The 14517-nt window shown below is 37.9% G+C and carries 12 protein-coding genes and 1 tRNA gene; 8 read left to right on the top strand and 5 right to left on the bottom strand.

The genetic code is table 11. The features are described from left to right. Window positions 1–114: 114 nt before the first annotated feature. Both ACZZZK_RS02180 and ACZZZK_RS02185 read right to left on the bottom strand, forming a co-directional pair. Window positions 115–1668: an MGH1-like glycoside hydrolase domain-containing protein gene (locus tag ACZZZK_RS02180; RefSeq protein WP_463482652.1), complete on the bottom strand. Its 1554-nt coding sequence runs from the start codon at window positions 1666–1668 to the stop codon at window positions 115–117. Then, window positions 1668–4412, bottom strand: a complete 2745-nt coding sequence (locus ACZZZK_RS02185; RefSeq protein ID WP_463482653.1) for an alpha-d-galacturonidase — start codon at window positions 4410–4412, stop codon at window positions 1668–1670. The genes ACZZZK_RS02180 and ACZZZK_RS02185 overlap by 1 nt, the downstream gene beginning before the upstream one ends. A 339-nt stretch (window positions 4413–4751) precedes the next feature. On the opposite strand from ACZZZK_RS02185, the gene ACZZZK_RS02190 reads away from it, so the two are divergent. The 5 genes from ACZZZK_RS02190 (at window position 4752) to ACZZZK_RS02210 (ending at window position 8824) form a co-directional block, all read left to right on the top strand. Then, a complete protein-coding gene (locus ACZZZK_RS02190) occupies window positions 4752–5516 on the top strand; it encodes an SDR family NAD(P)-dependent oxidoreductase (RefSeq protein ID WP_463482654.1) in 765 nt (254 codons plus the stop codon). Window positions 5517–5544: 28 nt separating this feature from the next. Then, window positions 5545–6399 carry a fumarylacetoacetate hydrolase family protein gene (locus ACZZZK_RS02195; protein ID WP_463482655.1) on the top strand — a complete coding sequence of 285 codons (855 nt, stop codon included), beginning with the start codon at window positions 5545–5547 and terminating at the stop codon, window positions 6397–6399. A gap of 1 nt (window position 6400) precedes the next feature. Beyond that, complete coding sequence (locus ACZZZK_RS02200) at window positions 6401–6730, top strand: L-rhamnose mutarotase (RefSeq protein ID WP_463482656.1); 330 nt, start codon at window positions 6401–6403, stop codon at window positions 6728–6730. A gap of 6 nt (window positions 6731–6736) precedes the next feature. Continuing rightward, entirely contained in the window at window positions 6737–7558 is an 822-nt protein-coding gene (locus ACZZZK_RS02205; protein ID WP_463482657.1) for an amidohydrolase family protein, read from the top strand. 96 nt (window positions 7559–7654) lie between these two features. Then, the gene (locus ACZZZK_RS02210; protein WP_463482658.1) at window positions 7655–8824 is read left to right on the top strand and encodes an alpha-hydroxy acid oxidase; all 1170 of its coding nucleotides are present in this window, start codon (window positions 7655–7657) and stop codon (window positions 8822–8824) included. Between the two features lie 127 nt (window positions 8825–8951). On the opposite strand, the gene ACZZZK_RS02215 is transcribed toward ACZZZK_RS02210, so the two are convergent. After that, window positions 8952–10103, bottom strand: coding sequence for an aldose epimerase family protein (locus ACZZZK_RS02215; RefSeq protein WP_463482659.1), 1152 nt, complete (start codon window positions 10101–10103; stop codon window positions 8952–8954). A gap of 129 nt (window positions 10104–10232) precedes the next feature. Between ACZZZK_RS02215 and ACZZZK_RS02220 the strand changes: the two genes are divergently transcribed. The 3 genes from ACZZZK_RS02220 (at window position 10233) to ACZZZK_RS02230 (ending at window position 11841) form a co-directional block, all read left to right on the top strand. Continuing rightward, complete coding sequence (locus ACZZZK_RS02220) at window positions 10233–10904, top strand: HAD family hydrolase (protein ID WP_463482660.1); 672 nt, start codon at window positions 10233–10235, stop codon at window positions 10902–10904. Then, the gene (locus tag ACZZZK_RS02225; RefSeq protein WP_463482661.1) at window positions 10904–11602 is read left to right on the top strand and encodes an NUDIX hydrolase; all 699 of its coding nucleotides are present in this window, start codon (window positions 10904–10906) and stop codon (window positions 11600–11602) included. The genes ACZZZK_RS02220 and ACZZZK_RS02225 overlap by 1 nt, the downstream gene beginning before the upstream one ends. A 163-nt stretch (window positions 11603–11765) precedes the next feature. Continuing rightward, window positions 11766–11841, top strand: a tRNA-Lys gene (locus ACZZZK_RS02230). Window positions 11842–12212: 371 nt separating this feature from the next. On the opposite strand, the gene ACZZZK_RS02235 is transcribed toward ACZZZK_RS02230, so the two are convergent. Both ACZZZK_RS02235 and ACZZZK_RS02240 read right to left on the bottom strand, forming a co-directional pair. Next, window positions 12213–12839: a cupin domain-containing protein gene (locus tag ACZZZK_RS02235; RefSeq protein WP_463482662.1), complete on the bottom strand. Its 627-nt coding sequence runs from the start codon at window positions 12837–12839 to the stop codon at window positions 12213–12215. Between the two features lie 60 nt (window positions 12840–12899). After that, the gene (locus ACZZZK_RS02240; RefSeq protein WP_463482663.1) at window positions 12900–13604 is read right to left on the bottom strand and encodes a hypothetical protein; all 705 of its coding nucleotides are present in this window, start codon (window positions 13602–13604) and stop codon (window positions 12900–12902) included. Window positions 13605–14517 lie beyond the last annotated feature (913 nt).

A 14517-nucleotide genomic window follows, 5' to 3' on the forward strand; every position in this document is an offset into this window, starting at 1 on the left:
TTTATGATGTGATCATTTACAATTAACTAAGCCTAAAGCATAACATGCTGCTTTCAAATTTCTGCCGTCGCGAAAAGGAGGAACTGCCAACCCACATACTGGCTTCAGCTCTCTTTAGTTCATCTCAACTTTTACAGGCTTCAATGTTTTAGATCTATAAATTTCTTTTCCATCAACATACACCGCAAAACCTTTTCCTTTATTGTACTTTTTCCCGGTTTTATCCCAGATTAAAGTCACTATTTTATTATGGTAAGTTAGATTATCCAAAGCAAACCAATCCCATTTATTTTTCGGAATTAATGGATAGATTTCTAACATGTTATCCTGGCGAGGTTTTACTCCAATCAGATCGTTAATGATTAAATCGTTAAAAGTGGAGTGATTATAAAAACTACTTCTAGGATTATCGCCTTTTAGCCATTCTCCCGTTTTTTCATCCTGATATTCGCCAATATACCGTTTACCGTTTTTCACATGAGAAGCCGCGTATTGATGCAATTCCTGATAAAAGACCTGTGCATTCATTTTACCGTGATTTTTGTAATTTGTAAGCAAATTCGAAAGCCCTTTTAAGGTTTGCGAGCTTGCAAAAGGCCAAAGTGCACCATCCCATTCGCAGCTATGGCCCGTACCACGGGTTCTAAAAGTTGGCTCCCGACGCTCGGCAGTGGTTAATCCCCATGGCGCTTTAAAGCCGGCGGTATCCAGTAATTGATTCCATGCCTTTGCGTATTCTGCCTTATCATCAGGCAGGTTGAAGTCCCAGGGTGTAAAACCAATGGCTTCGCGTACATCAGACGAACCACCTTTTGCTTTCCTGGTTTCGAAAAATGATTCAGATGAATTCCACAAACTATCCTGCACTAATTTTTTAATCGCTTTAGCCTTTGATTGATATTTCGAAACCAAAGCCTGATCGCTAAACATTTCACCAATCTTAGCTAAAGCCACAGCATTTCCATACATGTAACTGTTAATGGTAGGGCGTTGATTTTGATCCTTCCTTGAGCCACTCACTGATTCTTCCATTCCATCCTTCACATCATGTTGCCAGAACAAGCCATTTTTAAGTTGTCGCTGAGTTTCCCATTTGGCATAATCTTCATCAAGTGCCGGGAGAATTTCTTTTAAAAAACCTTGATCAGGTTTTACCAGATAGTTCTGATAAATGGCATCATCAACCCAACTGCTGAATTGATGAAAACGTTGCTTAGGTTGACCAACATCGGCTTTATAAAGCCAAAATTTGATATAATCTTTTAAATAGCTGTTGTCTTTCAACCAACGGCCTTCATAAATATGATGCCCTAAAGCACAGCTGATGGAGTTGTATTTTCCAGCATGTTTTACAGGTTCAATAAATTCGGTAAAAATGAATCCTTCCGGTGTTTTAACCAAATGCTTTCTAAAGGTCCACCAACGGTAATAATAATTTTGTTCTAGAACAGAATCAGGGCATTCGAATAAAGGCGCCTGATCTGCCAGCCAATTAAAAGCGTCGGCATTTGGAATATAATTTTTTACCGCTTCGTCATCGATTGAATTAAAATACGACACATATTTATTTAATTTTTCAGTGCCTAAAATAGATTTTTGCTGTGCAAAGCCTGTAAACGCCATAACCGATAAGGAAATGGTCGCTATAAAATTTCGTGTATTTCTCATTATTCAAATAACCAGTCTATATCTTTTCCTCTACCATCTAAGCCTGCATTGAAGATACGCAGTTCTTGTTTATCATCAATAAAACCTAATATTAAACATTCGCCTTTACCCAGATTCAACTTATGCGTTCCTGCCGAGAATGAATAAGCATGTACGTTTGCCGGCGGAAAGCCGTTTAGCACCAAAGCATTCGAAATTTTAATTTCCGACTGGCCATAATTATTTGCACTTGCATCGGTTTCCAACTGAGGTGGAGCCAGGTATTTTGGGTTTTTCTGACTGAAAAATCCCACCAACAACTTCACAGGCGCTTTAGTCGAAAATTTGATTTCGGTACCCGTTTTAACTTGCTTTTCCTTTGAAATTTTTATTCCTTTCAAACCGATCAATTGTTCGGCAACTTCTTTGATTTGAACGGTGGTATCTGTAAATACCTCCACATTTTTGTTGATGATGTAGTTTGCAGATTCGTTAAGTACATTTACTTCAGCAGCTTTGTAAGGCATAACTTTAGTAACAGCTGCTCCGTTTAATGATTTTAAAGAATCGATGCTCTTCTTAAAATGGTTTAATTCTTTTGTAAAAACAGGCAACATTTCTTCCCAATGGATAAAAGTTTTATCAACTCCTCGCATCGGAATTTTCCTTTGTTTGGTTTGCATGCTATTGGCATATAAATAACTGCTTTCAGTAAGCTTAACCAGTTTAGCATAATGATCCACACTTTTTTGAAGAAAAGGCAATGCCTGCTCTAAATCGGCAACGTTGTTAGAATATTTATACCTCAAAATCCACAGTGCTGATTTTACCTTTTCTGCATAGAAATTAGCCATTTCATCATAGCAATACATGTCGTTTTTAAGGCGATTAAATTCTTTGACATCTTTCGTTGCTTTTACCTTTTCGATAGATGCCAATGCCTTTTTCCCATGTTCCACCACTTCTTTAGCAACCTGAACAGGTGTTTCGCCAATGTGACCTTGTTTTTTCCATTCCTTTTCCGCATACTCAATAATCATCTCGCCTTCCGGCGCTTCCGATTCGTACATCAATGTAAATAAACCGTAACGGAAAGGGTTAATTAACTGCGTCATCAGCATACCTAAAGTTAAGGTTTGGCGGTTGCCATCTGTAATGCCGTACCGACGCAATAATTTTGGCGATATCTCTCCAGACTCTTCATAAGCGTTCAAAATTGATTTTCCATCCGCCAAGCTCGAGCCATATTTATCAGCAAGCTGTTTGCCCCAATAATTAACTTCCTGTGGGCGATCACGTTCTGATTTCCAGGCGTATCTTGCCCATTCCTTGTACCAAATCCAGTCGCGATCTACCTCTAAAATCCTTCCTTTCACATCATCGGCGGCATAAGGCCAATCCCAATAGCTGTGTTGAGGATACAAATGCAAACCTTTCGCATTGTATATTTTATTCATCGCTATAACCGATTTCTGAATAAAATCTGCAGATCCATATCTAAAAGGTTCCAGATTTGCCAAGATGTGAACGTTTGAAATGTTTACAGTGCCTATGGCTGCCAATTTACGATTGAGCTCTGCCCATGCACCACGAGGTTCGTAAGTTGTTAAAGCCTCGCCATTAAATTTATTTTCAGTATATAAGTTTTTATAAAAAGGTAAAGCTGCCTTCATCACCGCTGGTGCATCGGTATCATGCGCCCGTAAAACAATTGGTGGCTCCTCTTTAATTCCGGCTGCCTTCAAACCATCCTTCACTCCGGGTATAATTGTTTTGGTAAACCAATCAATATCATCCTGGCCGACACCTTCCATAGCCTCGCCTAGCGCCACCATTAAACCCACATTTGGATATTTCGCTACAAAAGCAGAAATAGATTTCTGTGTATAATCAGCAATTAAAGGAATAATCGGTCGGTTCCTGTCTTGAGTCTTCAAGCCATGCTTGTCTGCAAAAGGTTTCGGGATAATGATGTTATAAAACATCTGAATAACCCAAATTCCACGTTTATCAGCCTCACTGGTTAGAAAACGGAAAATTTCTTCGTTCTTTTTTAAAGTCGCGTCATCCACTTCAACCGCATAAGGATATTCTTTAAGCCTTAACAAGGATGAAAATGGATGCCCGTTCCATAAATAAAGAGAATTATAGCGGTTTTCAACCATCATATCCAGATATTTTATCCATAGCTTTTTATCATATAACCATGGAAAAGATTCTTCGGTATAAGGATATTCATAAACATCATGACCCGGGAGATAATCGGGTTTTTGGAGGCCAATGCAGGTTCCCCTTAACACCATTTCCGGATGATCGGTATAGGAAAGCTTTGCTGGGAGAACTTTGTTTTCAGCAATTTTATCGATCAAATCCAAACAACCATAAAGGGTTCCTGAATGGTCTGCACCTATAATATAAAGTGTACCATCCTGATCACAAGAGATAGAAAAACCTTCTTTACCAGCTGTAGAAGCCTTTTTGACAAGTGAAACCGGGAATTGCGGTTTAAAAATTTTGTCGTCTGCAGTGCCGATAACAATAGAGTTTTTACCCTTTACAAACTTCTGGCGATAATCAATCACATTAAACTTAACGCTATAACCACTTGCAACTAACGCATCCGTCAGGCGTTTCAAGCCAAACTTTTCACGTGTACCACTTTGCGAGGATAAATAGATGGTTTTTGATTTTGCTGCTGGCGTTACTGAATTCGCTATCGCACTGCTGGAAATAAAAAGGAAAATAAAAATCAGAAAATTTCTCATTCGGTTGGCTCTAATAACAAACCTTGAAAACAAGGCTAAGGAAATAACATTTGGTTAAAAAGCTTATTTAAATATAAATAAATTATTCAAATATAAGTATTATAGCCTTTGGATTTTGTAATATTTCTGCAAGGTAAACCATCTTTTAATAACTTTAAAGGCAATATGACAACATCAGCAAGTATTTTGATAAGAAGATCAAATTTTTAATCAAGAATATCTGCTTTATTTGTAAGTATAAAAACAACAACAAAGAGAAGCGTTGTATATATTTGCTTCTTACTCCGATTTCGATCAGGATTTTAACCAAATTATCAATTATTAATCTGAAAAAAAAATATGTTTTCATTACAAAATAAACGAGCTGTAGTTACAGGTGGTGGAAGTGGAATTGGAAAAGCCATAGCGACCATATTGGCAAAACAAGGTGCAGAAGTGCACATCATCGAGCTGGGTGTAGAACAAGCTGCCGGAGCGTTATCAGAAATAGAAGCGGCTGGCGGAAGGGCTTTTAGTTATGCTTGCGACGTTGCTGATCATCAGGCAGTAAAAGAAATTTTCAATCAAATCGGAGCGATTAACATTTTGGTAAATAATGCTGGCATTGCCCATATTGGTAAGGCCGATACCACTGAAGAATCTGATTTCGACAGGGTAATGCGTGTAAATGTAAAAGGCGTATATAATTGTTTATACGCGGCTATCCCACAATTGCGGGAAGCTGGCGGTGGTGTAATTATCAATATGGCTTCCATTGCTGCATTAATCGGCCTGCCCGATCGCTTTGTTTACAGTACTGCAAAGGGTGCAGTTAAAGCGATGACGATGAGCGTTGCAAAAGATTATATCGGCGAAAATATCAGATGCAACTCTATTTCTCCAGCCAGGGTGCATACGCCTTTTGTTGATGGATTTCTACAAAAGAACTACCCAGATAACATCGATGAAATGTTTGAGAAACTTTCGAAAACTCAACCGATTGGAAGGATGGCGAAGCCGGAGGAAGTTGGTGCCCTTGCCTTATATTTATGTAGCGACGAGGCTTCTTTTATAACTGGCTGCGATTATCCTATTGATGGCGGCTTTACCACATTAAATAATTAGATAAAATAAAATATAAATACTTTCTAAAATGAAATTAATACGATTTGGCGAACCAGGATTTGAAAAACCAGGTGTGATTATCAATGAAAAATATTACGATGCTTCATCATTGGTTGATGATTATAACGAGGCGTTTTTTGGTGGCGACGGTTTAGAGAAATTAAAAAAAAATCTTGAGTCGGCTGATTTACCAGAAGTTGATCAAAATGTACGTTTGGGAGCAGCCCTTGCTCGCCCATCAAAACTTATTTGCGTAGGCTTAAACTATAAAGATCACGCTGCAGAAACCAATGCGGCGATCCCAACTGAGCCCATTTTGTTTTTTAAGGCAACCTCGGCAATCGTTGGTCCGAATGACGATTTAGTGATTCCAAAAAACAGCAAAAAAACTGACTGGGAAGTAGAACTGGCTATCGTGATTGGCAAAAAAGCCAGTTATGTTTCAGAAGAAAACGCTTTAGATCATGTTGCCGGTTATGTTTTGCATAATGATTACAGCGAACGCGAATTCCAACTGGAAAGAAACGGACAATGGGTTAAGGGTAAAAGCTGCGACACATTCGCCCCTATCGGCCCATTTATTGCCACGCAAGATGAAATTGCTGATGTCCACAATCTTCGCCTGTGGCTAACCGTGAATGGTAAAACCTTACAAGATGGAAACACATCGAATCTGATTTTCAATGTTCCTTTCATGATTTCATACATCAGCCAGTTTATGACACTTTTACCTGGCGACGTGATTACTACCGGAACACCTGCAGGTGTTGGTTTGGGCCAAAAACCTGAACCATGGTATTTAAAAGCAGGCGATGTTGTAGAATTGGGCATTGACGGCTTAGGTAGCAGCAAACAAACTGTTAAAGCTTACAGCGGAAACTAACATGAAAAGACACTGCTTTACGCTCGATTTGATCGATAATAACGAACTAATTGCTGCTTACAAGCAGTATCACCAATCGGTTTGGCCTGAAATTTTAGATAGCATTAAATCTTCTGGGATAGATGATATGGAAATTTACCTTTCCGGAACCCGCCTTTTCATGGTGATGGATGTAAACGACAGCTTTACTTTTGAAAAGAAAACAGCAGCCGATTTAAAGAATTCAAAAGTGCAGGAATGGGAAGCGTTGATGTGGAAATATCAGCAAGCCTTGCCCGGTGCTTTACCCCGCGAAAAATGGAGATTGATGGACCAGATTTTTAAACTATAATAATTTATGATTGACTCTCACGTACATTTCTGGAATTTCGACCCTGTTAGAGACAGTTGGATTTCAGAGAAAATGAATGCCATCCGGAAAGACTTTTCTCCAAAAAATTTGATGCGAACTTACAATGAGCTTCAAATTTCAGGTTGTGTTGCGGTTCAGGCAAACCAGTCGGAAGCTGAAAATGATTTTCTGCTTACACTCGCGGAGCAAAATGACATGATCAAAGGAATAGTGGGATGGGTTGATTTGAAAGACAAAAAATTACCTGATCGGTTAAGTCATTGGAAAAATTTTAAGAAGATTAAGGGTTTCAGGCATGTTTTGCAGGCCGAAAGCCACGAGTTTATTGTCGATCCGAAATTTGTTGAAGGCGTAAAGCAGCTTAATCAGTTTGCATTCACCTATGATTTACTTTGCTATCATAACCAACTGGAAAGTATTTTGGAGCTTGTTGACCAACTTCCAGATCAGCCGCTGGTTTTGGATCATTGTGCTAAACCTGATGTAAAATCCCAAGACCTCAAAACATGGTCTGGTCATATCAAAACGCTTGCGCAAAACACGAATGTGTCATGCAAAGTTTCCGGATTATTAGCCGAAGCCGATTGGAAAAACTGGAAGGAAGTCGAAATATTTAATTGTTTCGATGTGATTTTTGAAAATTTTGGCTGCGAAAGGGTGATGTATGGCAGTGATTGGCCGGTAATGCTCATCAGTCGCCCCTACCAGGATTGGTTTAATCTGGTAAGTAAGTATGCAATGCGATTTACTGACGCCGAAAGAAAACTTATTTTTGGAGAGAATGCAAGTGCTTTTTACAAACTCTGATCATTTAAACCAGGCCGATAGAGCAGGATGGGAAATTTAATTTAAAATATTAGTTTTCGCCTCTCGAACCAAATAATAGATAATGAACAAATTAATATGAGTAAAAAGATCACGTTCCCTTATAATCCACAATATCCCTCCATTGCCGATTTAAGAGTTAAGGCGAAGTCAAGAATTCCAAAGTTTGCTTTCGACTATCTTGAAGGAGGTTGCAATGAAGGACTCAACCTCATTAGAAACGAAAACGATTTTGATGACATTTATTTAAAACCAAACTACTTAAAAGTTGGTGGAGATATTGACATGTCTGTCGAACTTTTCGGTCGCCGTTATAGTGCACCGTTTGGAATTTCGCCGATTGGTTTGCAAGGTTTAATGTGGCCAAACGCACCAGAAATTTTAGCGAGGGCCGCAGCAAAAGCCGATATCCCATATACGCTCAGTACGGTTTCTACGAGCAGCATCGAACGTATTGCTGAAGTATCGGATGGAAAAGCCTGGTTCCAATTATATCATCCGACAGAAAATAGCTTAAGAGATGATATTCTTAAAAGATTAAAAGCAGTAGAATGCCCGGTTCTGGTCGTTTTAGTTGATGTACCAGCTTTTGGATTACGATATAAAGAGATCAAGAGTGGACTTTCCATCCCACCAAAAATGTCTATCAATAATATTCTGCAAGCTTTTGCCCGTCCATTATGGGGAATAAAAACTTTGCAACATGGCATTCCTTCTTTCGCAACATTAAAACCTTATATGGAAAAAGGCATGGATATGTCGCAGTTAGGGCAATTCATGAACAAGACCTTTACCGGAAAAGTTGATATCGAAAAAGTTTCGGCTATCCGCGAGATTTGGAAAGGCCCTTTGGTACTTAAAGGAATTGCTACCGATGAAGACATGCAGGCAGCGATTCAAATTGGTGTAGATGGCGTAATCGTGTCTAACCATGGCGGCAGGCAAATTGATGCAGGCGAGTCTTCGATTAATTCGTTAATCAAACTCGCCGCTAATCCGGCATACAAATCAAAGCTTAAAATTATGATGGACGGAGGTATTCGTTCAGGTGTAGATTTAGCAAGGGCACATGCTGTAGGTTCGGAATTTAATTTTATGGGCCGCCCTTTTATGTATGGCGTGGGTGCGCTTGGCAATGAAGGTGGCGATCACACTATCAATATGTTCAAGACGCATTTGTATCAGATTATGCAGCAGTTAACCATTGAGAAAATTACTCAGTTTCCCGATCGGTTGTTGAAATCTTAAATGAGATTTGCGATTTAATTAACCACAGATGAACAGGATAGGTACAGATAAAATTATTTTCCAAATAAAATCTGTGTTTATCTATGTGCATCTGTGGTAAAAAAGCTTAAGTTGATAAAATTGGGGTTTACTTAGAAAACTTATAAGTAGAGCTGGTTTTGTAAGTTTCACCAGGTTTTAATACGGTTGAAGCAAAGTTCGGGTGATTCGGTGCATCTGGGAAATGTTGTGTTTCCAGGCAGAAGGCCGAACGGTGAGGATACGATTTTCCGCCTTTACCATCTTTATCTGCACCTGTCAAAAAATTTCCGCTGTAAAACTGTAAGCCAGGCTCAGTGGTAAAAACTTCTAATATAATTCCTGTCGATGGACTTGTAACCTTTGCAACAGCAGTTTTGCCATCATTTGCTTTAAGTGCAAAATTATGGTCGTAGCCTTTGCCGTACTTTAATTGCTGGTCATTTTCATCAATTGATTTGCCTATGGCTTTGGCTGTATTGAAATCGAAAGCAGTGCCTTTAACTGACTGTAACTTACCTGTAGGAATCAACGTTGAATCAACGGGCGTATAAGCATCAGCAGCAATCATTAACTCGTGGTCTAAAATCGTTTTGTTTCCTTCACCATTTAAATTGAAGTAAGCGTGATTGGTCAAGTTTACCACCGTTGCTTTATCTGTCGTAGCAGTATAATCAATTGTTAATGAATTATCTTCTGTTAAGCTGTAAACCACTTTCACATCAAGCTTACCAGGATAACCCGCTTCACCATCTTTAGAAATGTAATTAAGTTCTAATTTTTGTCCATCTAACTGCTTGGCTTCCCAAACTTTTGAAAAGAAACCGTCTGTTCCGCCATGTAAGGTGTTTACCCCATCATTTAACTGAAGTTGATACTCCTTACCTTCAAGGGTAAATTTTCCTTTAGCAATTCTGTTACCATATCTACCGATTAAAGCACCGAAAAACGGTTCTCCTTTTTTGCGATAGGCTCCGATACTATCATATCCTAAAACTACATCGGTAAGTTTGTTATCCTTATCAGGCACCATAAGTGATACAATTCGACCACCATAGTTGGAAATTGTAACTACTGCACCTTGCTTGTTTTTTAAAGTGAAAAGCTTCACTTCCTTACCCTCAAGTGTGGTGTTATATTTTGATGAATCAGCCTGAACGCTTGTTTCATCCTTTTTTTCACTTTTTGGATTGCAGGAATATAACGTGGCCGCTAAGCAAATTGCTGCAATTGGAAAGCCTTTTAAAAAAATTCGTTTCATAAGATTTATTTTGGTTAAGGCTAAAGTATGAAAAATAAATTAACGTTATTCCAACGATTATCAATTAAATTTAAGGTAATATTGATTGGATTAGCTCACATCTAAAAATTTCACATAATTTAGCGGCTTATGCAAAATTTCGACTTCAAACCTAAAGCATTTCTGTTTGATTTGAATGGCACCATGATCAACGATATGCAATATCACACCTTGGCCTGGCATTCCATTATGAATGAAGATTTAGGTGCAAATTTAGATTACGAAACCGTTAAGCAAGAGATGTATGGCAAAAACCACGAAGTTTTAGAGCGGGTATTTGGTCGCAATAAATTTTCTCCATCAGAAATAGAAAAGCTTTCTATGGATAAGGAGAAAAAATATCAGGAAGGCTATTTTCCGCACCTGGCTTTAATTTCCGGACTAGACAATTTTTTAGAATTGGCCAGGCAGAAAAATATCGCGATGGCCATTGGTTCTGCAGCAATTCCATTTAATATCGATTTTGTTGTTGATGGATTAAACATTCGCAATTACTTGAACGCAATAGTGAGTGCTGATGATGTGGAAATTAGCAAGCCAGATCCTGAAACATTTTTAAAAGCCGCAGCAGCATTAAATATTTCGCCGCAAGATTGTGTGGTTTTTGAAGATGCGCCGAAAGGCGTCGAATCAGCATTAAATGCTGGAATGAAATGCATCGTACTCACTACCACTCACAGCATCGAGGAGTTTGATGGATATCCGAACATCTTAGGCTTTATTAGTGATTATAACGACGAAAAACTTAACTCTCTTTTTTAATGGGAAAATATTTAAATCAAAAACCTGTCCTTGTTGCTGTAGATTGCATTATTTTTGGTTACGATGGCGATCAACTTAAATTATTAGTAATCAAAAGGGCGATTGAACCCGTTAAAGATCAATGGAGTTTAATGGGCGGTTTTATCGGCGATACGGAAGATTTAGATGGCGCCGCAAAAAGAATCCTGTTAGAACTAACAGGCTTGCATGATGTTTACCTGGAGCAACTCCACTCCTACGGTCGCCCAGACCGTGACCCCATTGAACGCACTATTTCGGTAGTTTACTTTGCTTTGATTGACATTAACAAATACAGCAAACAGATCAACGATCAATACCACGCAGAATGGTTTAAGTTAAAAGAAGTACCCGAACTGATTTTCGACCATAACGATATGGTTAAGGCTGCTATGGCCAAGATTCGCTACCAGGCAGCACTGCACCCTATTCTGTTTGAGCTGCTGCCGAAAAAATTCACCATTCCGCAGTTGCAGGCACTTTACGAGCAGGTTTACGACTCACCGATTGATAACCGCAACTTCATTCGTAAAATTACCGCCAGCGGACTGCTAATTAAACAAACTGAAAAAGATAAATCGAATTCGAGGCGTGGTGCGTTTTATTTCAAGTTGGATAAAAACAAGCACAAGGCACAATTTCAATCGTTTTTGAACTTTATTCCAAGGACTATAAAATAATTTTAAAAAATTTTTCGAACGTTATGCAAGCTTACAAAATTCAAAATCAGCGAGTTGGCTTTACTTTTTTTTAACCTTAAAATAATTTTTTAATAATTATTTAAATTTATTTGCTCGATTAATTTTTATCTCTATATTTGCACCTCCTTAAACAAAAGGAAATGATTCCGTAGCTCAGCTGGTAGAGCATTACACTTTTAATGTAGTGGTCCTGGGTTCGAATCCCAGCGGGATCACCAGAAAGCCTCACATTTATGTGAGGCTTTTTTGTTTCAAAGATATTTTAAACCGCAATTCTGAAAACTTAATTCATTTCAGACCAGATAAAATGATGGCAATTGTAATGAGTAATGTTAAGCACCAAACATCCCAGATCGAATTGATATCATTGAGCTTTTGATCAAATGCTCCATTACATCAAAAAAAAAGTTTTATCCAATAAATTATCATAGTCAAGAGAGCACGTTTTGTAAAACCATAGTATAACTTGCGTCCTGAAACGCCATCCCCATTCTCAAAAAACTACTTACGATCTCTTCGCCATTGCGTTTTATTAGTTACGCATTTACTGTACAACTATTTGTGAAACAGATCTTATTTAAAAATTATATTACGGCTTTAATGTTTTTAGCGCTGCTTCAATATCGATAGGCGGCCCTACAAAGGTATTATTGGCTAAAAGCGTTTTCAGTTCATCTTTAGTAAAAAGCTTACCCATCTGCTCTTCGTTCATGTACCCGTTGTGACAGAATACATCATAGAATTTTTCAAGCTCGGGAGAAATAGGTTGATGAATGGTAAGCATTTCTCCAGGATTCTCTACAAGGTGGTTGGCAAATGTATGGGCCGTTCCCCTGGGAATAAAAACTGTATCTCCTTTCTTGATCAGGGATACCTCTTCATTAATCTGGATTAAAAATTCTCCAGAAACCACATAGAATATCTCATCGTCTTTGTGGTGTATATGCAATGCCGGGCCACCAACTTCCTTATTCGACAAATCAGCACTGGCACTCATATACAGTTGATTTTCGGTATCTACTGAGGATAACATACAACGGCCGTAAGTCTCTTTGGGAGAAGTCTTCTTTCCGAAAAACCTACTCTCAGATGCCTTCACGATAAACCCTTTCTCAGGCTTTGCCCAAGCTTTTCTTTCCGTTAAAAAGTTAAGTTTTGCCAACGCGGTAAACGGAACCGTCAGCAATGAGGTCAGCAAAAATTTACGTCGTTTCATAGAATGTTGTTCTAAATATCTGTTAAAAGGACTCTTAATTAATGTTTTAAAGTATCCTCCTTACTTCTTAAAGTATTTTTTAATATAGATATTAAAATCCGGCAAGGATTTGTCCTCAAATATTTTCACTATCTGAGAAAACTGGATAAAAGCATATTTATTGGGGTCTTTTAATAATTCGACATAATGCTCCGTGATATACTTTTTTGCATCGACATTTTCCGGTATAGGATTTTTAACTTTGGTAAGTACCCTTTTTGCCATTTCATAACATTGTCGAAGCTCTTTTTGCTTTCCTTTGCTTCTCCAATATAGAAGAGCCAATTCGTTTGCTTCATACTCTCCGTCATAATTATTTTGGGGAACATTTCCTGTATGAAACTGCAATGCATGCCCCACTTCGTGGGGCAGAAAAAATCCGTAAAAAAACAGCGCAGCTAAAGATTTACCCTTCTCTGTATTTCCGCCCACTTCTGTGAGAAAACTCTCCATAGGCGGACCACCTATTTGCCAGGTTAACTGGTAGATCTTATTTGTCCTGGACCTGAATTGCCCAGGCATAAACGTTTTTGGGATTTCTGTAGTAAGTCCTTTGAAACTAAAAGAAGACTCAACAAGTTTTACCCGTTCTTCTATATCACGGATGATATCATCGTTTTGCTTTTTCAATGCAGCGGAATCGGTATAGATTTCAAAATATCTGTTCTGCGCTTTTGCTGTTAAACAGAGCCATGATAGTAATAAGATTGATATTATGTTTTTCATATTATATAGCTTTATGGGTTAACTAAACCTTATTTTCAGTGGACGTCTACAAGCTTTATTATTGTTTTTACTAAATCTAAGGAAACAATCTGTTGATTATGAGCATTTAGCATATTTATTTTTGTCATTATTCCTTAATCATTAAGCCATTTTCTGAATCAAAATAACTGAAATTCTCCTCAAGGTTAATCTTAAACACCACTTCTGAAGTGATCTATAAGCTTTTCTCTCCATTGCAGAATTCGCCAGAGACATTACCACCAATTGTAAATATCAATATATATCGATTACAATGAGGGTTTGCCAATAACTTTGTTAAGTTTTCATGATCTTGACTTTTAAAAGTTGGTTAAAAACCTGCTATTACAGCTAAAATTTCAGGATTAATTGCTTAGCTTAATTTACATGCCTTTGGGAAGATATTTTTAGACAATGATTGAAACATGTATTTTAACGAGTGGAAGCTATTATAAAATGAGTAAAGCCACAGTTATTAATTTCGCCTAGCTCCTACAATGCAAAGCTTATTTTTTTTAAAGTTGAGCTTTTGGCTTTTTGGTCCCACTGTGCTACTTACACTGTCTGTGCTATGGGCACAAAAAACCTAATACCATCGACAGTAATTTTAACATAAATTAGAGTTCTTCCAAAGGACTCCCTATTGCGTCTAATAAAGAAATTGACGCTAAAACTGTGGTTAGATTTCATAAAATCTTCTCCTTAATTTGCAACCAAAAAGACTACCAAAAAACAGCAGAAAAAAGCGGTAGACCTGATCGGTTCTATTTAAAAAAATTAATTACAAGAAAATTTCAGTTTTGTGAGATTATAAATTTACGAAGAATAATTTGGTAGTCTTTTTGGTTGCAAAATGTTTGACCCATATTGACCCATTTTAAAAAACAAAACCCCC

The sequence above is a fragment of the Pedobacter sp. AC163 genome (assembly GCF_979258665.1).